Source organism: Mariniflexile sp., from assembly GCF_041583155.1.
GTDB lineage: Bacteria > Bacteroidota > Bacteroidia > Flavobacteriales > Flavobacteriaceae > Mariniflexile.
Window position 1 is genome coordinate 1 of sequence record NZ_JBFHGK010000025.1, and the last position, 18,744, is coordinate 18,744.

The following is an 18,744-nucleotide window of genomic DNA, read 5'->3' on the forward strand; positions in this document are numbered from 1 at the left end:
ATTATGGGTAACTATAATATGGGACTTATTACCAACAACGAGCGTTACAACCAGGTTATTGATATCTGGACTTCTACAAATGCGGAATTGACTGAATTGTCTATGAAACGTATTCGTGAAGACCAACAAGGATTCAACTCGGTGTTTATGATGCTTGATTCTGGAGCTCGTGGATCTAAAGAACAGATTCGTCAGCTAACAGGTATGCGTGGATTAATGGCGAAACCAAAAAAATCGAATGCAGGTGGTGGAGAGATTATTGAAAACCCGATTCTTTCTAACTTTAAGGAAGGTCTTTCAATTTTGGAATACTTTATCTCTACGCACGGTGCTCGTAAAGGTCTTGCGGATACGGCTCTTAAAACGGCCGATGCTGGTTACTTAACACGTCGTTTAGTTGACGTTTCTCAAGATGTTATTATTAACACAGAAGATTGTGGAACATTAAGAGGTGTTGAAGTTGAACCATTGAAGAAAAACGATGAGATAGTTGAAAAACTTGAAGAAAGAATTGTTGGACGTGTTGCCTTAAATGATGTTTATGATCCATTAACAGATGAGTTATTAGTGGCTTCAGGACAATTAATTGAGGATGATATTGCTAGAAAGATTGAAAATTCTCCAATTGATAGTGTAGAAGTACGTTCAGCACTAACTTGTGAAGCATTGCAAGGTATTTGTGCTAAATGTTACGGTCGAAACTTGGCTACTGGTAAAATGGTACAACGTGGTGAAGCTGTTGGTGTTGTAGCTGCTCAGTCTATTGGTGAGCCAGGTACTCAGTTAACACTTCGTACGTTCCACGTAGGTGGTATTGCAGGTAACATTTCAGAAGAAAATAAATTAATCGTTAAGTTTAACGGTATTGCTGAAATAGAAGACTTAAAAACAGTTAAAGGTAAAGATAATGAAGGTAATGATGTTGATATCGTTATTTCTCGTACTTCTGAACTTAAATTGGTTGATAAGAAAACAGGTATTACATTAAGCACAAATAATATTCCTTACGGATCTACTTTATTAGTTAAGAGTGGAGCAGAATTAAATAGAGGCGATGTTGTTTGTACATGGGATCCATATAACGGTGTAATTATTTCAGAATTTGCTGGAAAAATTAAATACGAAAATATTGAACAAGGTGTAACATACCAAGTTGAAATAGATGAGCAAACAGGTTTCCAAGAGAAAGTAATTTCAGAATCTAGAAACAAGAAATTGATTCCAACACTTCATATTGAAGATGCTAGTGGTGAAACAATTCGTTCATACAACTTACCAGTTGGTTCTCACTTAATGATTAATGATGGCGAGAAAATCGGTGTAGGTAAAATTTTAGTTAAAATACCTCGTAAATCTGCTAAAGCAGGGGATATTACAGGTGGTCTTCCACGTGTAACGGAGTTGTTTGAAGCTAGAAATCCTTCTAACCCGGCTGTTGTAAGTGAGATTGATGGTGTTATTTCATTCGGAAAAATTAAACGTGGTAACCGTGAGATCGTTGTAGAATCTAAATTAGGTGAAGTTAAAAAATACTTAGTGAAGTTATCGAATCAAATTCTTGTTCAAGAAAATGATTATGTTAAAGCTGGTATGCCTTTATCTGATGGTTCTATTACTCCAGATGATATCTTGAATATTAAAGGCCCTTCGGCGGTTCAACAATATTTAGTGAACGAAGTACAAGAGGTATATCGTTTACAAGGTGTGAAAATTAATGATAAGCATTTTGAAGTTGTTGTAAGGCAAATGATGCGTAAAGTACAAATTATTGATTCTGGTGACACATTGTTCTTAGAAGATCAGTTAGTACATAAAGATGATTTCATTCAAGAGAATGATGCTATATTCGGATTAAAAGTTGTTGAAGATGCTGGAGATTCTTCAAATCTTAAACCAGGGCAAATTGTAACGCCACGTCAATTAAGAGATGAGAATTCAATTTTAAGAAGAGAAGATAAGAATCTTGTTACGGCTAGAGATGCAAAACCTGCAACAGCGACACCAATATTACAAGGTATTACTAGAGCATCGTTACAGACGAAATCGTTTATTTCGGCAGCATCTTTCCAAGAAACAACTAAAGTACTTAACGAAGCCGCAGTTGCTGGTAAAGTTGATAGTTTAGAAGGCTTGAAAGAAAATGTAATTGTTGGACACAGAATTCCAGCAGGTACAGGTATGCGTAAATATGCAAACATTATTGTAGGTTCAAAAGAAGAATTTGACCAAATGATGCAAGTAAAACAAGAATTAAATTATAATTAATTAAGAAGCCTGCAAAGGTAGGAATCTATAAAATAAAGCCTTCTTGTAATTTAACTTGAAGGCTTTTTTAATTAAAAAAAAGATTATGGCAGACGAAAAAGAAGGTCCAAAACCAGGACAAATAAATATAGAGTTAGATGAAAAAGTAGCCGAAGGAACTTACTCGAATTTGGCTATTATAAATCATTCTGTATCAGAATTTGTAGTAGATTTTGTTAATATTATGCCGGGTGTTCCAAAAAACAAAGTTAAATCCAGAATAATTTTAACACCGCAACATGCTAAACGATTAGTTAAAGCTTTGACTGAAAATGTAGCAAGGTTTGAAAGTGCACATGGTGAAATCAAAGATTATGAGCAGCCTCCAATGCCTTTAAATTTTGGGCCAACGGGTCAAGCATAAAAATTAAAAATCCCTTTGAGAATATCAAAGGGATTTTTTTATAATGATGATTTTATGAAGCGTGTTTGTTTATGTTTTCGCGATAGGACAAGGCACCTGATGGACATCTTTTTATTTGCTTTATAATGCGTTTCGTTTCAGTGCCTTCTAAATTTATCCATGGTAGAATACTTGTTCTAAAAACCTCCGATAATTCTCTAGCACATTTTTCTGCATGTATGCACTTGCAAGGCTCGTAACTAACGGTTATTTCGTTATTACTGAATTCGTTTTTATAAGATTCCATAGGTTTTCAAGTTTTGGGTGCTAAACTTCTATGTGATTTTGATATTATTGGAATAATACTATAAAAATAGTTATTTGATAATTAATTATATTAAAAATTACGAATACCTTATTTTGTGCAGAAAAATAATCGTTGAAAAACTAAAATTCTGATGTAAAATGGAATTTTAAAGTTGGATATGTTTGTTGAGTCATTTGTAATGAAAACGCTGAATCGGCCAAAAATACCAATTGATTTTGTTTGTCCTTAGCCAAATATCGTTGTTTAACTCTAATAAATTCTTTGTACTCATCAGTTTTAGAATTTTTAGGGTCTACCCAGCAAGCTTTGTAAACATTTAAGTTTTCATAAGTACATTTAGCGCCATACTCATGTTCTAAACGGTATTGTATAACTTCATATTGAAGCGCACCAACAGTACCAATTACTTTTCTACCATTAAGTTCTAAAGTAAATAATTGTGCAACACCTTCGTCCATCAATTGGTCGATGCCTTTAAATAATTGTTTTGATTTTAATGGGTCGGCATTATTAATATACCTAAAATGCTCTGGAGAGAAACTAGGGATGCCTTTATAATTAATATTTTCGCCTTCAGTTAAAGTATCACCAATTTTAAAATTCCCAGTGTCATGTAAACCCACAATGTCTCCAGGGTAGGATATGTCTACAATTTCTTTTTTCTCTGCAAAAAAGGCATTCGGGCTAGAGAATTTCAATTTTTTACCATGGCGAACATGTAAATAGGGCTTATTTCTTTCAAAAGTTCCAGAAACTATTTTTACAAATGCTAAACGGTCTCGGTGGTTCGGATCCATATTAGCATGAATCTTAAATACAAATCCAGAAAATTTATCCTCTGTAGGTTCTACTAAGCGTTCTTCACTATGTTTAGGTCTTGGTTTAGGAGCAATTTCTGTAAAACAATCTAGCAACTCTCTAACTCCAAAGTTATTTAAAGCTGAGCCAAAAAATACGGGTTGTAAATTACCATCTAAATAAGCTTGTTTATCAAATTGGGGATAAATACCTTCAACTAATTCTATTTCCTCGCGTAGGGTTTTTGCGGCTTTATCTCCAATAAGTTTATTCAATTCAGGAGCTTCTAAATCTGAAATTTCAATGGTTTCTTCAATGTTTTTTCTGCTATCGCCACTAAACAGATTAATGTTTTTTTCCCAAATATTATAAATTCCTTTGAAATCGTACCCCATGCCAATTGGGAAACTTAGAGGCACTACCTTTAATCCTAATTTTTGTTCAATTTCATCCAATAAATCAAAGGCATCTTTACCTTCACGATCCATTTTATTTATGAATACAATCATGGGGATATTGCGCATACGGCAAACTTCTACCAGTTTTTCGGTTTGCTCCTCAACACCTTTAGCAACATCTATAACAACAATAACACTATCAACAGCAGTTAAGGTTCTAAACGTATCTTCAGCAAAATCCTTATGCCCAGGCGTATCGAGAATATTGATTTTAATTCCGTCATATTCAAAAGCTAAAACAGAAGTAGCTACGGAAATTCCACGCTGACGCTCAATTTCCATAAAGTCACTAGTAGCACCTTTCTTTATTTTATTACTCTTTACTGCACCAGCCTCTTGTATGGCGCCACCAAATAATAATAGTTTTTCCGTTAAGGTTGTTTTACCTGCATCGGGATGGGAAATAATACCAAATGTTCTTCTTCTGTTAATCTCTTTAATAAAACTCATAAGTATTGCTGAAAATAGTGTGCAAAGATACTGTATAAATTAGTATTTCATAATTATGCTTTTAGATTTTATATTAAGATTAATAATTAATTGTTTGTATTTTTGTTTTCTATGGAAGAAGAAAAAGTAATTCTTGTTAACGAGAAAGACGAGCAAATAGGGACGATGCCAAAAATGGAGGCCCATGAAAAAGCGCTGTTACATCGGGCATTTTCGGTATTTGTTTTTAATGATAAAAAGGAGTTGATGCTCCAACAACGTGCGGCTCATAAATACCATTCGCCGTTATTATGGACTAATACTTGCTGTAGTCATCAGCGTGTTGGAGAGAGCAATATTCAAGCTGGAAAACGCCGTTTAATGGAGGAAATGGGATTTGTTGTAGATTTGGAAGAATCTATTTCGTTTATATATAAAGCGCCCTTTGATAATGGTTTAACTGAACATGAATTTGATCATATTTTAATTGGTCATTTTAATGAAACTCCAATAATCAATCCAGATGAGGTTGCCAGTTGGAAATGGATGCCTTTGGAGGCTGTAAAGCATGATATTTTAAAGCATCCCGAATTATACACGGAATGGTTTAAAATTATTTTCGACAAATTCTACGAACATATAAATATTGGCAAATGAAAGTAAAAGTAAGTCGTAAAGCTCATTTTAACGCAGCGCATCGTTTGTATAGAAAGGATTGGTCCGATGAAAAAAATACGGCTGTTTTCGGTAAGTGTAACAATCCTAGTTTTCATGGTCATAATTATGAGCTAATTGTTAGTGTTACCGGTGAAATTGATAAGGATACAGGCTTTGTTATAGATATGAAAGTTTTAAAAGATATTATTAGAGATGAAGTTGAAGAGGCTTTTGATCATAAAAACTTGAATATGGAGGTGCCTGAGTTTAGTGATTTAAATCCAACAGCTGAAAATATAGCGGTAGTAATATATAATAAAATAAAGCCTAAAATAGATTCTAAGTTAGAACTGGAAGTAATGCTTTTTGAAACGCCACGAAATTTTGTGTCTTATTCAGGAAGTTAAAAACGAGTTTAATTAAAAAATTCCCAAGTATTTTTCTTGGGAATTTTATTTAACAAGCAGTTCTGTTTGTTTTAAGATATTTGGTTTCTAAAGGGAAATCAAACAATGCACTACAAATCCGTTCCTGGTTATTTGTGTTTTCTTTTGCTTTTGTTACGGTTATATTTACCCAATAACCTTCTTTTGTTTTCTTTACTAATTGGGCTTGAATGGTAAGTTTATCGTTTACAAATGCATTTTTATACATTTTAAATTTGAAATCGCCAACATCAGGAATGTCTTGTAAATAAAATTCTCTTATGGGGTAGGTAGCAACAGTTTTAATTTTGTCGTAAAGCGCATTAGGTAATAAAAACCCATTAGGGTTACTTATTTCTTTAGTTACTATAAAAGGTACGTTTGTGTTTAAATGTGTGTTCATAATGTTTTTATTTAAGGGTGTAATAAAGGAGTTAAGTTGTGATTGCTATAGGTGCAATACATTGCTTTTGAGGCTAAAGTGACATAAATAATAACTTGAAGATTCAGTTTAATCGCTTGTAATGTTTTCATAGTTTTTAAAATTTAAAGGGTTAAAATAAAAAAGGTGCCTTGTAAAAAGCACCTTATTGATATAATTGTAATTGTTTTGATTTATCGTTTATTCAAGATGCATGTAGTATTTAGGTACGACCATATAGAATGTCGCCGACTTATCCTGTTGAAGGATTCGGTTACAAATCTGGGTATATGACATCTTTATTGTGTTCATCTTCCACCAAATGTAATAATAATTTTTATAAAATAGTGTGCTTTTATGTGAAATTTGACTAAGATTAATGTAATTTTGCATGAAATTAAATTATTTGAATTATGGCAAATGTTAGAAACCTAAAAAAAGATATTAATTATGTTTTAGGTGATATTATTGAAGCAGCGTATGTATGGGAGTTAAACAACCCAAGTGAAGACAACACAAAAAGTGAAGCGATTGTTGACGAGGCAATTGAAACTTTTGATGCATTAATAGCTAAAGTAAACGCTAAGGATGTAGACAACGCAAAGGCTCATTTTAAGGCAATTAGCGAAGAACTTGAGGCTAAAGGAAATGCATTGATTGAAAAAATTAATAAATTAGGATAAAATTTTTACTGGAGTGCTTGCAAATTTAATTTTTGCGCTTATATTTGCACCCGTAAAAACGCCGATGTAGCTCAGCTGGCTAGAGCAGCTGATTTGTAATCAGCAGGTCGTGGGTTCGAGTCCCTCCATCGGCTCTAAAAAAAAAAGACCTTTCACAAGAAAGGTCTTTTTTTGTTTATATACTTATAATTTTATTCTTCAGAATCCTTAATCTTATCTATATATTCTTGTAATTCTTTGCCGTATTTGGAAGCTTTTACTTTAGGAGTTAAAGATTTGTTTATGGTGTCTAATAATTTAATGTTCGCATCGTAAATTTCAGTCATTGCAAGGTATGGAGCTACTTCACTGTCCTTATGGTTTAAAGCGAAGTTAACTGTAAATAGATAGCGTCTTTTTATATTGTTTTCAGACTTTCTTACAACTTGGTTGGATCTTGTTGTGTCTCCCGCTCTTTTAGCTTCAAAATCTTCCTTAATTAATTCCAAGTTTTCATGATTGAAACGGGTGATCATGGATTTATATTCTTCATAAACTTTTTGTTGCGATGAACCTTTTATTTTGGCATCATATCCGAAATTTTTTAGGGTTGTACTTATTTCGGTAACACCTTTGTCGGCAAAAAATACAATACGGTCTTTTTCTGAACTGTTTTTGTCTAAAAATAAATAAAATACCTCAGGAGAATCTAAAGGCGCATGTAATTCAACTTCTGAATTACCATTGATGGCAACCGTATCGATAGTTATTAAGTTTTCATTTTTAATCTTTTTTAAATGAAGTACACCTTTCTTTAGTCCGTTTACATTTACTTTAACGATTAAATCGCTTTGTTCTTTGCTACATGCTGTAATTAGTAGTACAAGTAGAAAGTATAAAATCTTTTTCATGAATTAAATTATTGTTTTGAAAAGCAAATATCTTATAATTATCATTTAAAAGCTAATTGCTTTTGTTTTTTTAAATAACAAATAAATGCATAATGTCTTCGGTTTTTATAAGATAATTTAATGGTTTTAGCATTTTTGGCACAGTAGTTGTTAAGTAGATAAATAATAGTTCTTATAAAAAATTTATTGAGTGGTTACTTTAAATTTCAAGAACCTATTTCATATTTTTGGTTAGTTAGTTAGTAAAAAAGCACCCTATTTGGGTGCTTTTTTGTTTATTATTGATTACTGTATTTTTCTGAATATCGCTTCCAGAGTGTTGTTTGATGTGTTTCTAAACTTAAAAGGCGCCCATCAATAAAAGCATGAGTTATTATATTGGTACGCATATCTAGGGCGTCACCTTCAGAAATAAATAGTGTAGCACTTTTACCGCTATCTAAAGTTCCATACATATGGTCTATACCTAATATTTTCGCTGGATTAAGCGTTATTAATGTTAATGCATCTTCTTTGGAAACACCATGAGCAACGGTGGTGCCTGCATAAAAAGGAAGATTTCTAACGCTTGCTCGTTCATGGTCGCCACTTGATTCTAGGGCCACAACTATACCTTGGTCTAATAATAATTTAGCCGATTTATAGGGTAAATCGTAATCATCATCATCGCTATTTGGTAATGAGTGCACACGCATGAGTACCACAGCAACGTTATTGTCTTTTAAAATATCTGTAACTTTATAAGCTTCTCTTCCGCCAACAATAACAAGATGTTTTACATCTTTAGATTTTGCTAAGGTAACGGCATCTATAATTCCCTTTTCATCATCAACATGAATATATAGTTTTTTTGAACCATCAAAAATACCTTGTAAAGCCTCAAATGGGAGGTTAGTTATTGTTTTTTCACCTTTATTGAAAGCGATGGTGTTTTCAAAATAGCTTTCAATTTCTGAAACTTGTTCGGAGTATTTTTCGTTTGGTTTTAATGATCGGCCTTCACCTAACCACGCACGACTTCGGGTAAAGTTACTTGGCCAATTTAAGTGAATACCATCATCTACTTTTATGGCAGCATCTTCCCAGTTCCATGCATCAAATTGTACTATAGAGGATGAGCCAGATATGCGTCCGCTTCTAGGGGTAATTTGTCCTAAAAGCACACCGTTAGGTCTCATGGTTTCTACAACTTTAGATTCTGCATTATAGGCTATTAAACTTCTAATATGTGGATTCCATTCTCCTAGTTCGGCCTCATCATTGGAAGCACGCACAGCATCAACCTCAACCAGTCCTAGGGTGGCATTTGGTATAATAAAACCTGGATAAATATGTTTTCCTTTGGCTTGTATTATTTCCATGCCAGTAAGATCTATTTTTGTAGCAGAAACGTCATTTATAGAATTTATTTTTCCATCTTGTAAAATAATCAAGCTGTTTTCTATAATGGTTCCATTACCAACATGAGCGGTTCCACCTGTAATGGCAATGGTTTTAGTTTGCTTTTCAGCGGGTGTTTGTTGTGCTATTAAAACTAAAGAACACAACATTGATATATATGTTATTACTAATTTCATTTTCAAATTTTTTAAATTTCGTTATCCATTGTATCGCAATGCATTAATTCTTTTTCTTTCTTTTTAATAGGTTGTGTTTTTAAACCTTTGTTTTTAGCTTGCATCATCAAATTAATAAGTTCACTTTTTTCTTTTTGAATTTCAGAACGTATCATTTCATCGCGTTTTAAATCGAAATATGTAACACCTTCAATTATCGTTTTTTCAGCCTTAGCGTAAACTGAAAGCGGATGGTCTGTCCACAACACGACATCAGCATCTTTTCCAACTTTAATGCTGCCAACTCTATGGTCTATATGTAAAAGCTTTGCTGGATTAAGTGTTACAAATTTCCAAGCTTCTTCTTCATTTACACCTCCATATTTAACCGATTTAGCGGCTTCTTGGTTTAAGCGTCTAGACATTTCTGCATCGTCACTATTAATGGCAACCGTTACCCCTGCATTGTGCATGATGGATGCATTGTAAGGGATAGCATCATTCACTTCATATTTGTAAGCCCACCAATCACTAAAGGTAGAACCGCCAACACCGTGAGCAGCCATTTTATCGGCTAGTTTATAACCTTCTAGAATATGTGTAAAGGTGTTAACTTTGAAGTCGAATTTTTCAGCAACCTTCATAAGCATGTTAATTTCACTTTGTACATACGAGTGGCATGAAATAAAGCGTTCCTTGTTTAAAATTTCAGCTAAAACTTCTAGTTCAATGTCCTTTTTATATGGTTTTCCACTTTTCTTTAGGGCGTCATATTCTTTAGCTCTGCTAAAATAGTCGATATACAATTGCTCAACTCCCATCCGTGATTGAGGAAACCTTGAATAACTTCCCCAATTCGATTGTTTTACGTTTTCACCAAGAGCAAATTTGATGAATTTTGGTGTGTTAGTATAAATTAAGTTGTCTGCAGATTCTCCCCATTTCAACTTAATAATTGCCGAACGCCCACCAATGGCATTTGCAGAACCGTGTAACACTTGAATAGAGGTTACACCACCTGCAAGATCTCGGTAAATATTAGTGTCTGTTTCGTCAAGTACATCTTCAATGCTTACTTCAGCTGAAGAATTTTGTCCGCCTTCATTAACTGAAGCAGTTGCAAGATGCGAATGCTCATCAATAATACCAGCAGTTAAATGTTTCCCTTTGGCATCAACGATGGTAGCTCCTTTTTCAGAAAGATCTGTTCCTATTTTAGCTATTTTCCCGTTTTTGATAAGCACATCGGTGTTTTGCAAAATACCTTCCTTTTCATTAGTCCAAACCGTAGCATTTTTAAATAATAGGGTTTCTTGTTTTGGTAATTCTGAAAAACCATAAGCCTTATTTGGGAAGGTGATAGGATGCAATTTATTATTTGTTTTAGCTTCCTTTTTATCCTCGGATTTTGATTTTGTGTTTTCTTCCTTTTTTAATTTGGTAACATTAAAGGGAAACGTATCGCCGTTAGGTAAAATGTATTTTCCGCTTAGCGTATTTGCATTTTCAGCCTTAGCTACAATTCTAATAAAATCTTGTTTGGTTGAATCTATGGTCGTTAAGGAAATGTTTAGCCAATCTTCATCATAAGTTATTTTAGAACCCAAGGTTTTTTCATTAGTTGTGATTTCGAGTTTAGGTTTACTTAGCTCGCCATTTATTGAAATTTTATAGGTATCTCCGTTGGCTGTAAATTCATAATTACCTCTAATATCTTTTTTGTTGAAATCTTCGAAGCTATTTTTTTCTCCACGAACCCAATTTTCATAAAGTGTGGTTTTTTCGTCAAAAATATCACCTGAAGTAATTAAAAAATTGGCTAAACTTCCGTTTTTAAGGGAGCCAATTGTATCCGATTTTCCAATTAATTTAGCAGGGTTTATGGTTAAAGCTTCCAAAGCCTTTTCTTTGGTTAAGCCCGCTTCAATAGCTTTTTGTAGGTTTTCTTTAAAATCTTTTGTCGATTTTAAGTTATGCATGGTGAAAGCAAATGTAATATTGTTATCTGCTAAAATTTTTGGGTTTGAAGGCTTTTGGTTCCATGCGCGCATGTCCTCTAAACTTAAGGTAGAAGCTAAAAAGGTATTTTCAACATCATAAGCATCAGGAAAATTTAATGGTAAAATGATGTTGGCGTTAGTGGATTTAATATCTGCGATGCGTTCGTATTCATCGCCACCACCAAGCATAATGTATTGGATGCCATAAGCGTCACCAACCTTATCTGCGCGCATAATATTAGCCCTGCTGCCTGCTTCAAAAATCTGTACTAGATTTTTGTTTTTGTTTAAAGCTTCTAATGACAAATCTTTGGTTTTTATATTGCCTTTAGCATACCAGTCTGCATCAATATAAAGCTGTTTTAGTAATGCAATGCTACCCATTATGGATGAAGGATATGATTGATTTGAAGTTGCACTTTTACTAAATGAAAGGTATTGAGCAGAATTTTGGTCTATAATTCTAAGTTCACTACTTGCCTCTGAATTTAATGCAACTAATGCACCAGTACCTCTAACGATACCGTCTTGAATATGGGTGTTTACCACTCCAAAACCAGCTTTAAGTAATTCGGATGCATTTTTGGAATCGAATTTTAACTTGTCAAATCCATTGTTTTCAGGCATTACGTGGTCATTCCAATAATAACCACTTCTAGTAGGTTCGTATTGAGATGTTCTTCCTTGCGACTCTCTTTTTGGTTTTTCTATACCGAAACTGGAATAAATATCTATAAAAGAGGGGTAAATACTTTTACCAGTAGCATCGATAATAACCGAATTTTTTGGAACTGATACCGTAGCTCCCGAAGCTACAATTTTTCCATCTTTAATAAGTAGTGTGCCATTTTCAATAACTTGCGTAGGGGTTATAAAAATTTTGGCATTTGTAATGGCGGTGTAATTAGTGTTTTTGGCAACCACACCATCATTTTTTGGGAAGTAGTCTTGGGCATTTAAAACTAAGGTGCACACCATAGTTAAAAAAGCGAGTTTTCTTTTTAACATATTTTAGAGTTTGTTTTGGTTAAAAATAGAAAAATTAAGATTTAGTTAAATAATTCTTAGCGTTTTTTAACTTTTCATAAAGATTTTTCATTAAAATAATTAACCAACAAGGCAACTACATAGCTGTAGCTTTCCATACCTTTGGATTGGTTATTAGCTTTGAGGTAAGAACTATAGGATTTTTTAAAAAGAGGTTCCAAAGGGTTTTCGTAGCTATCCCAAAAATCGCGCGCTTCTTGGTAATTTTTTAAAATACCTTTATTAACGCTGCTAAAAAGTTCTTCAAACAAGACTTCATCACGTCTGTAAATTTCATTCAGGCAAAAACGTAGCGCAAAGGTATAGCCTGAATACTGAAAATACAGATCATCGTGATTCATCGCGGCTAAAGATCCAATAAAATTGGCTTCATTCTCGGCAGCATATCCAACCTGATGAGCCATTTCATGCGATGTAGTGGTTGGAAATAGATAAATAGGTATTAAAGCATCAACATGTGCTTCGTTAGTGAGCGGATTTAAATAACCACTAAAGCCCATATAGGTTAAAGGGTAACTGAACAAGGATCTCTTGGCGCTTTCTGGATGATATTCTAAATTAGGAAAGGTGTTTTTAAGATTTGTATAACCCAGAGCAGCCATATTTAAAATTTCGCTTTTACTGTACGGAATGTCAATTTTTACGGTATCGTTTCCTGCAATTTCAAAATATAAGGCATTCGATTTTGCTATAATTTTTTTAGTTACCGAAATCAATTGTTCTGTATTATAATCACTTTTTAAATTTAAACTTTTGTGTAACGGTAATCGATAATAGTTTAACCCCCAAAAAAAATGGAAAGCAAAATATATAATGGAGACAGCACTTAATACATCTATAAACCACTGTTTGGTGTCTTTTCTTAATCGTTTTCGGTTTTTAAAAAACCATCTTAAAATATAAATTATAGCTAAAGTGTAAACAATATCTCCAAACGAAAAAGGCAACCATCCTAAAGTAAAACTAAGTGTTTTAGAAATGTAAGGGTAAAGGCCTTCACTGTAATATGCTTCTATAAATTCCGGATATTTTGAAAGCCATTTTACCGTTAGGTACTGTGGTATCAATAAGATGGCGATAATCGTTTTGGTGTTTTTCAGCATGCCTCAAAAATAGGAAAATGTTTATTAATCCTAATTAGTTATATTACCTTTGTGGAACTTAAATTAAAGATGATGAATACAGAAATACGACAACTGGAACCAAGAGAACTTTGGAATAAATTCGCCGATTTAAACGCCATACCACGTCCTTCAAAAAAAGAAGAAGGGGTTATTGCTTTTATGAAAAATTTTGGAAAAAATTTAGGTTTGGAAACCATTGTAGATGCTGTTGGTAATGTTATTATTAAAAAACCAGCAAGCCCTGGCATGGAAAACCGAACCACAATTGTTATGCAATCGCATTTAGATATGGTTCACCAAAAAAATAATGATACTGTTTTCGATTTTGAAAATCAAGGTATTGAAATGTATGTGGATGGTGACTGGGTTCGTGCTAAAGGAACAACCTTAGGCGCAGATAATGGATTGGGAGTTGCTACCATTATGGCTGTTTTGGAAAGTTCTACAATTCAACATCCTGCAATTGAAGCTTTGTTTACTATTGATGAAGAAACTGGGATGACAGGGGCTAAAGGATTGAAAGGTGGTTTGCTTGAAGGTAAAATTCTTTTAAATTTAGATACAGAGGAAGATGATGAAATAGGTGTGGGATGCGCCGGAGGAATTGATGTAACTGCAACCCGAACTTACAATGAAGAAGAAACCCCTGAGTTTAAGATAGGGTTTAGTATTGAGGTTAAAGGTTTGCAGGGAGGCCACTCTGGTATGCAAATTCATGAAGGTTTGGGGAATGCTAATAAGATTATGAATCGTTTGTTGTTTGACGGTTTTGAGAATTTTGGTTTACGTATTTCTGAAATTGATGGCGGTAGCTTGCGTAATGCCATCCCTAGAGAAAGTAAGGCTATTGTAGCTATAGATGCCATTCATGAGAATACATTTTTAGCAGAAATTAACGACCATGCTGAAATTATAAAATCAGAATTGAAAACCATGGAACCTGATTTAAAAATCGAGGTTTCTAAGGTTGAAACTCCAGAATTTATTATGGATTTAGGTGTTCAGGAAGGTTTCACAAGAGCTATGTATGCAGCCCAAAACGGGGTATACCGAATGAGTGCAGATATTCCAGATTTAGTAGAAACTTCAAATAATATAGCGAAAGTAGTTGTTAAAGAAGGCGAAATTTATGTAGGTTGTCTTACACGCTCGTCTGTGGAAAGTTCTAAAACGGACTTAGCAAATACGTTGCGTTCAACTTTTGAATTAACTGGTTGTGAGGTAGAATTTTCTGGAGACTATCCAGGTTGGACTCCTAATATGAAATCACCAATTTTAAAAGTGCTTTCTAAAATATATAAAGATATGAATGGGGAAGAGGCGCATGTTGCTGCCTGCCACGCCGGATTAGAATGTGGTATTCTTGGGCAAAATTATCCGGAAATGGATATGATTAGTTTTGGACCAACCATAAAAGGAGCGCATTCTCCCGATGAGCGTGCTCAAATTTCATCGGCTCAAAAATATTGGAAATTTGTTTTGGAGATATTGAAACAGATTCCTGCTAAATAATTGCCATTTTAAAATAGTTTTAAAAGGTAGTCCTTTGAATTAAGAGTTTCTTTAAAAGACTACCTTTTTTATGTAATTATTTTGTTCTTTTTAATATTTCAACATTTTTTAATTTGTCCGATTTTGTTTTTATTTCATCACTGTTTTCAAATATTTTATTTAGTTGTGAATTAAACAAAAGGGTATTTTTTTCTAAACTAGGACATTTAGCTAAATCTTTCTCTAATTGAATTTTAACGTCGTATAAGGATTGTATTTGATTTTCTTGAGTTGTAATTTGAGAGGTTAAATCGGTTATTTTAGTTTCATAGCTTATTATAGCATCTTGTAGTTTGTTAACCTGCTCTTTACTTGCTTTAATTTCTATACCAAACACTTTAAATTCTTCGGCATTTGTTAGTAAATGTTGTAATTGTTCCTTAAAAACAAATAATGCTATAACAGCTACTAATGCCCAAATTAAAGTTTTATACGGAAAACTTGTTTTTTCTTCCATGATATTGGTTGGCTTTATATCTTGTTCAATTTGTTTATAATGAAGCTATTAAGTCTTCATTCGTGTTTAAGTGTGTTTCTGTTTCCGCTAATCCCGTATCATGCAAAAAGGTGTTTGAAAATAGTGCCATCATCTCATAGCCTAATAAAGCTCGTCGGAATTGTTTCCATGCGTTAACGGTTTCCTTGCCATACATATGGTTTACCAAATCGGGAAAAGACCAATCGCTATTTTTTCCCCAATGAATGGTAAAAGGGATGTTGTTTTGCTTCAAAACTTCTATCATTCGCCTAGAATACTCCGTAAGACTCATTATTTTTCGTGTTTTTTTCCATAAAACACCATCAATTTCTAACATACAAGTTATTGGAAATTTTGTAAAACCAAGAGTAGCCTTAGTTTGTTTAACAAATCGCATGGCAAATATCCCTGGAATTGGACCTTCATTTTTAGTTAAGTCGGCAAGTAATTTCATGGCTTTAGAGGAGTCTTTATGATGAATGCCTACAGAACAAGCAAACGCAGGACCTTGGTATGGTGCATCCCAAAAAATTTCAGGAAGTGTACCAATTAATTCTTCATCTACCGTTGGCATGATGGTTTTTCGCAACTTTTTTACCAACCAAGGAATGCTTTTTGGGAAATTCTCCGCCATCTTTGTGAATAGGTGAATTAAATCACGATATAAGGATTGTTTAATTATCGGGAAAGGGTCTTTGTAGTCTGTTCTAAATGGCTTTTTATACATTAACTCCACAACGTACTCAGATTCGGTGCTGTACGGATTTATAAAAACTTTGTAATGATAAGGCGTTAACCCAAGTCCATCGAAAGTAGTTTCTTCAGGGATTTTAAAGGCGGAATTTTTAAAATCTAAAGTATCAGCCAGTTTTAGCGCTACATCTTTATTAATTTTTTTTACGTAACGCTTTAATAGAAATCGAGGTTCTACTTCAATCACAATACCATGCACAAAGCCGAAGCCTCCTAATCCAACCAAAGCGGCATTAAATAGGTGGTCGTTTCTTATAATTTTTGAACTAATTTTTTTAGCAAACGTATCATTTAGAGCTGGTTGGGTGTGACGTTCCAAATAAACAACATCGGTTTCGTTTGGGCCAATTATTAAATTTAGTCCAACCACATAATCCTGCACTGCACCAACCTGTAATGCCGAACCATGAACCCCCGTTGAAATACATCCTGCCAGGGTTTGTCCATTGCTAGCTCCTGTGGTTTTTAAAGATTTTCCGTGGGAAGAAAGTACTTCTGAGGCTCGTTTAATAGTTGTGCCACATTCAAACAAGAATAAGTTGGAAGCTTCAAAGCTAGTATTGGCATGGCAATTGGCCTCAACAATGGGGATGTGGATATTCATGAAGCCATTATAGTGCATTCGGTCTTTATGACTTGCAATGTGGTTCATGGACCAAGCAGAACCATAGGCTCTAAAACCTTCATTAGCGTCCTTGGTTTCTTTAATTAGCCTTCTAATTTCCTTGGCAGCATCATTAAAGCGATCTAATTTATCGGGCATATTACCATCGCCTTCTAATTCGGTGATATAAAGCTTTTTTAGGGGAAAGGGACCATTGTTGTGTAGGGTATCCCATGCTTTTAAGTTATGTGTTTTTGTAGTTGCCATAATGTTAATTTACTGGTTTCATGCACACGTATTTGATTTTCATTTTACGTTTTTTACCAAAAGTTACCATGCTTAATAACGAGCTTCCAAAGGTGTTTTTAAATTCTACGGTGTGAAGTTTTCCTGTTTTACATTTATCGGTTTCTTTAATGAGGTATGTGAAATCTTTAGAAGTCATATCTATTTTAATTACTGTGTCAACTTCTACAACTTCCATATTTCTATAATAATCATCGCGATTAGAAATAGGGTCGGGTTGCGGTGTACCATTGATGCTTCGCAACCTAATGGAATAACAAGAAGTGAGTAGGCTAGAAATTACTATTAAAACGATTATTTTGAAGGTGTTTTTCATGATTTCAACATATTAAATTTCATTTTATAATGACTTTACACGGATTTTAAACGTTTTAAGGTATCTGCAGCGAATTGTGGCCCGAAATTATTGGATAGTGCTAATGATTCTTCTCGACCTAACGTATAAAATAAGCTATTTACATTCTCGGGTGCATAGCATAAAATTAAATCGGTTAATACATTGTAAGCACCCTTGGTTTGTTTGTTGGAATCGGTAAGCCCACCATAACTGGATGAAGCAAAACTTGAACAGTTTTGCAATTCATTTTTATGGTTTATATAACTTTTTCCTGCTATAACTTGACAGCCTGCTGAATAATTAGTACTCCCAATACCAGACCAATGTATATTTATAGAAGCGTTTACCTGCATGCCTTTAAGGTTGCCGTTATTATCTTTTACCTTTAAATCATCATCGGTTAGTGCGTTATCATTATTCCAATCCCGAAGAATCATTACGCCTCTTGGGTCTTTGGGTTTTAGAGCTCGATAAATTTTTTGTTCTTCCGAAATTTTATGCCAGCCAAAACGGTATTCATGTTGTCCTTCAATTAAAAAAGCTTCGTCGCTTCTTCCTGCCATATTTACACTGGAATCTGTGGAGCCCCAAAATGTGAAAACCATGCCATTTATAAGTAAAAAGAACAAATCGTCATTCTCCCGTCTTATAGTACTTTGAGTCTGATTTCGTCTTACGCCTATGAGGTGAATATCCTTAGTGTTAAACGTCCAATCCGAAGGTTTTTTGGTGGCATATGTTTTTGATAGACTGTTTAAGTGTTTTAAAATAGGACCTGGATTCGATTCATAATGCTCTTTAGCTTTATGCAATAAATTCACCCACTCGGTATAAGTTTTGGTTGGGTTGCTTGCGCTAATGTTACCCCATTCTGATACTTTATTTTCGCGTTGCCAGCGTTCAACATGTTTCATAGTTCCAGAACCTACAATGCCATCGGGAACCATATCTGTTACGTGGTCTATGCTTCTCACGTATTCCTGAAATAATCGAACGGCAGCTTGAGTTACATATCCAAAAACACCATCAAAAGCACAACGAGGCATAAAGCCTGCTTTGTGTAAAAATTGTTGTAGTTTCAAAACTTGACTGCCTTCATTTTCACGGAATGAACGCCATTTAGTTCTGTCGTCATCTCTAAACGTTACTTTTCCAATTAATAAACCATCTATATGAAACGGTTTAAGGTACTTTTGTCGGTTAGTTGGTTGTTTACCTCTGTCACAATCTCCTAAAAATAAAGCTGCCATAA

At 34.0% G+C, this 18,744-nt stretch carries 16 protein-coding genes, 1 tRNA gene and 1 pseudogene; 7 read left to right on the forward strand and 11 right to left on the reverse strand.

The window, feature by feature from the left end:
- Together ABYI63_RS10300 and ABYI63_RS10305 are read left to right on the forward strand one after the other, a co-directional pair.
- A pseudogene (locus tag ABYI63_RS10300) lies at positions 1 to 2,265 on the forward strand (DNA-directed RNA polymerase subunit beta'); the annotation flags it as partial.
- Positions 2,266 to 2,350: 85 nt separating this feature from the next.
- Complete coding sequence (locus ABYI63_RS10305; protein WP_372756168.1) at positions 2,351 to 2,668, forward strand: DUF3467 domain-containing protein; 318 nt, start codon at positions 2,351 to 2,353, stop codon at positions 2,666 to 2,668.
- Between the two features lie 52 nt (positions 2,669 to 2,720).
- On the opposite strand, the gene ABYI63_RS10310 is transcribed toward ABYI63_RS10305, so the two are convergent.
- Both ABYI63_RS10310 and ABYI63_RS10315 read right to left on the reverse strand, forming a co-directional pair.
- On the reverse strand, positions 2,721 to 2,954 hold the full coding sequence (locus tag ABYI63_RS10310) for a (4Fe-4S)-binding protein (RefSeq protein WP_372756170.1): 234 nt from the start codon (positions 2,952 to 2,954) through the stop codon (positions 2,721 to 2,723).
- A gap of 140 nt (positions 2,955 to 3,094) precedes the next feature.
- Positions 3,095 to 4,681 (reverse strand): peptide chain release factor 3, encoded by a 1,587-nt coding sequence (locus ABYI63_RS10315; RefSeq protein ID WP_372756172.1) that lies wholly within the window; start codon positions 4,679 to 4,681, stop codon positions 3,095 to 3,097.
- A gap of 111 nt (positions 4,682 to 4,792) precedes the next feature.
- On the opposite strand from ABYI63_RS10315, the gene idi reads away from it, so the two are divergent.
- Both idi and ABYI63_RS10325 read left to right on the forward strand, forming a co-directional pair.
- Complete coding sequence (gene idi, locus ABYI63_RS10320) at positions 4,793 to 5,317, forward strand: isopentenyl-diphosphate Delta-isomerase (RefSeq protein ID WP_372756174.1); 525 nt, start codon at positions 4,793 to 4,795, stop codon at positions 5,315 to 5,317.
- Positions 5,314 to 5,724 carry a 6-pyruvoyl tetrahydropterin synthase family protein gene (locus ABYI63_RS10325; RefSeq protein WP_372756176.1) on the forward strand — a complete coding sequence of 137 codons (411 nt, stop codon included), beginning with the start codon at positions 5,314 to 5,316 and terminating at the stop codon, positions 5,722 to 5,724. Before idi ends, ABYI63_RS10325 begins: the two co-directional genes overlap by 4 nt.
- 49 nt (positions 5,725 to 5,773) lie before the next feature.
- On the opposite strand, the gene ABYI63_RS10330 is transcribed toward ABYI63_RS10325, so the two are convergent.
- Positions 5,774 to 6,145: a hypothetical protein gene (locus ABYI63_RS10330; RefSeq protein ID WP_372756178.1), complete on the reverse strand. Its 372-nt coding sequence runs from the start codon at positions 6,143 to 6,145 to the stop codon at positions 5,774 to 5,776.
- Between the two features lie 431 nt (positions 6,146 to 6,576).
- Between ABYI63_RS10330 and ABYI63_RS10335 the strand changes: the two genes are divergently transcribed.
- On the forward strand, positions 6,577 to 6,846 hold the full coding sequence (locus ABYI63_RS10335; RefSeq protein ID WP_372756180.1) for a hypothetical protein: 270 nt from the start codon (positions 6,577 to 6,579) through the stop codon (positions 6,844 to 6,846).
- 60 nt (positions 6,847 to 6,906) lie between these two features.
- Positions 6,907 to 6,980 (forward strand) — tRNA-Thr (locus ABYI63_RS10340).
- 57 nt (positions 6,981 to 7,037) lie between these two features.
- On the opposite strand, the gene ABYI63_RS10345 is transcribed toward ABYI63_RS10340, so the two are convergent.
- From ABYI63_RS10345 to ABYI63_RS10360, 4 genes are all read right to left on the reverse strand, one after another.
- Positions 7,038 to 7,736, reverse strand: coding sequence for a DUF4369 domain-containing protein (locus ABYI63_RS10345; protein ID WP_372756182.1), 699 nt, complete (start codon positions 7,734 to 7,736; stop codon positions 7,038 to 7,040).
- 278 nt (positions 7,737 to 8,014) lie between these two features.
- Positions 8,015 to 9,313 carry an amidohydrolase family protein gene (locus ABYI63_RS10350; RefSeq protein WP_372756184.1) on the reverse strand — a complete coding sequence of 433 codons (1,299 nt, stop codon included), beginning with the start codon at positions 9,311 to 9,313 and terminating at the stop codon, positions 8,015 to 8,017.
- An 11-nt stretch (positions 9,314 to 9,324) separates the two neighbouring features.
- Positions 9,325 to 12,300, reverse strand: a complete 2,976-nt coding sequence (locus ABYI63_RS10355; RefSeq protein ID WP_372756186.1) for an amidohydrolase family protein — start codon at positions 12,298 to 12,300, stop codon at positions 9,325 to 9,327.
- A gap of 74 nt (positions 12,301 to 12,374) precedes the next feature.
- Positions 12,375 to 13,442, reverse strand: coding sequence for a DUF3810 domain-containing protein (locus tag ABYI63_RS10360; protein ID WP_372756188.1), 1,068 nt, complete (start codon positions 13,440 to 13,442; stop codon positions 12,375 to 12,377).
- Positions 13,443 to 13,514: 72 nt separating this feature from the next.
- Here ABYI63_RS10360 and ABYI63_RS10365 point away from each other — a divergent pair, with 72 nt between their 5' ends.
- Positions 13,515 to 14,975, forward strand: a complete 1,461-nt coding sequence (locus tag ABYI63_RS10365) for an aminoacyl-histidine dipeptidase (RefSeq protein WP_372756190.1) — start codon at positions 13,515 to 13,517, stop codon at positions 14,973 to 14,975.
- Positions 14,976 to 15,051: 76 nt separating this feature from the next.
- Here ABYI63_RS10365 and ABYI63_RS10370 read toward each other — a convergent pair whose 3' ends face one another.
- Genes ABYI63_RS10370 through ABYI63_RS10385 form a run of 4 tightly spaced genes read right to left on the reverse strand, consistent with a single transcriptional unit; the run spans position 15,052 to position 18,742 of the window.
- On the reverse strand, positions 15,052 to 15,471 hold the full coding sequence (locus ABYI63_RS10370; RefSeq protein ID WP_372756193.1) for a hypothetical protein: 420 nt from the start codon (positions 15,469 to 15,471) through the stop codon (positions 15,052 to 15,054).
- Between the two features lie 34 nt (positions 15,472 to 15,505).
- Positions 15,506 to 17,116 carry an FAD-linked oxidase gene (locus ABYI63_RS10375; protein ID WP_372756195.1) on the reverse strand — a complete coding sequence of 537 codons (1,611 nt, stop codon included), beginning with the start codon at positions 17,114 to 17,116 and terminating at the stop codon, positions 15,506 to 15,508.
- Positions 17,117 to 17,120: 4 nt separating this feature from the next.
- Positions 17,121 to 17,471: a hypothetical protein gene (locus ABYI63_RS10380; RefSeq protein WP_372756197.1), complete on the reverse strand. Its 351-nt coding sequence runs from the start codon at positions 17,469 to 17,471 to the stop codon at positions 17,121 to 17,123.
- Positions 17,472 to 17,506: 35 nt separating this feature from the next.
- Positions 17,507 to 18,742 (reverse strand): peptidoglycan-binding protein, encoded by a 1,236-nt coding sequence (locus ABYI63_RS10385; protein WP_372756199.1) that lies wholly within the window; start codon positions 18,740 to 18,742, stop codon positions 17,507 to 17,509.
- Between the last annotated feature and the right edge of the window lie 2 nt (positions 18,743 to 18,744).

Coding starts and splice junctions, on each gene's coding strand:
- ABYI63_RS10305 (WP_372756168.1), top strand. CDS start 2,351: ATGGCAGACGAAAAAGAAGGTCCAAAACCAGGACAAATAAATATAGAG.
- ABYI63_RS10310 (WP_372756170.1), bottom strand. CDS start 2,954: ATGGAATCTTATAAAAACGAATTCAGTAATAACGAAATAACCGTTAGT.
- ABYI63_RS10315 (WP_372756172.1), bottom strand. CDS start 4,681: ATGAGTTTTATTAAAGAGATTAACAGAAGAAGAACATTTGGTATTATT.
- idi (WP_372756174.1), top strand. CDS start 4,793: ATGGAAGAAGAAAAAGTAATTCTTGTTAACGAGAAAGACGAGCAAATA.
- ABYI63_RS10325 (WP_372756176.1), top strand. CDS start 5,314: ATGAAAGTAAAAGTAAGTCGTAAAGCTCATTTTAACGCAGCGCATCGT.
- ABYI63_RS10330 (WP_372756178.1), bottom strand. CDS start 6,145: ATGAACACACATTTAAACACAAACGTACCTTTTATAGTAACTAAAGAA.
- ABYI63_RS10335 (WP_372756180.1), top strand. CDS start 6,577: ATGGCAAATGTTAGAAACCTAAAAAAAGATATTAATTATGTTTTAGGT.
- ABYI63_RS10345 (WP_372756182.1), bottom strand. CDS start 7,736: ATGAAAAAGATTTTATACTTTCTACTTGTACTACTAATTACAGCATGT.
- ABYI63_RS10350 (WP_372756184.1), bottom strand. CDS start 9,313: ATGAAATTAGTAATAACATATATATCAATGTTGTGTTCTTTAGTTTTA.
- ABYI63_RS10355 (WP_372756186.1), bottom strand. CDS start 12,300: ATGTTAAAAAGAAAACTCGCTTTTTTAACTATGGTGTGCACCTTAGTT.
- ABYI63_RS10360 (WP_372756188.1), bottom strand. CDS start 13,442: ATGCTGAAAAACACCAAAACGATTATCGCCATCTTATTGATACCACAG.
- ABYI63_RS10365 (WP_372756190.1), top strand. CDS start 13,515: ATGAATACAGAAATACGACAACTGGAACCAAGAGAACTTTGGAATAAA.
- ABYI63_RS10370 (WP_372756193.1), bottom strand. CDS start 15,471: ATGGAAGAAAAAACAAGTTTTCCGTATAAAACTTTAATTTGGGCATTA.
- ABYI63_RS10375 (WP_372756195.1), bottom strand. CDS start 17,116: ATGGCAACTACAAAAACACATAACTTAAAAGCATGGGATACCCTACAC.
- ABYI63_RS10380 (WP_372756197.1), bottom strand. CDS start 17,471: ATGAAAAACACCTTCAAAATAATCGTTTTAATAGTAATTTCTAGCCTA.
- ABYI63_RS10385 (WP_372756199.1), bottom strand. CDS start 18,742: ATGGCAGCTTTATTTTTAGGAGATTGTGACAGAGGTAAACAACCAACT.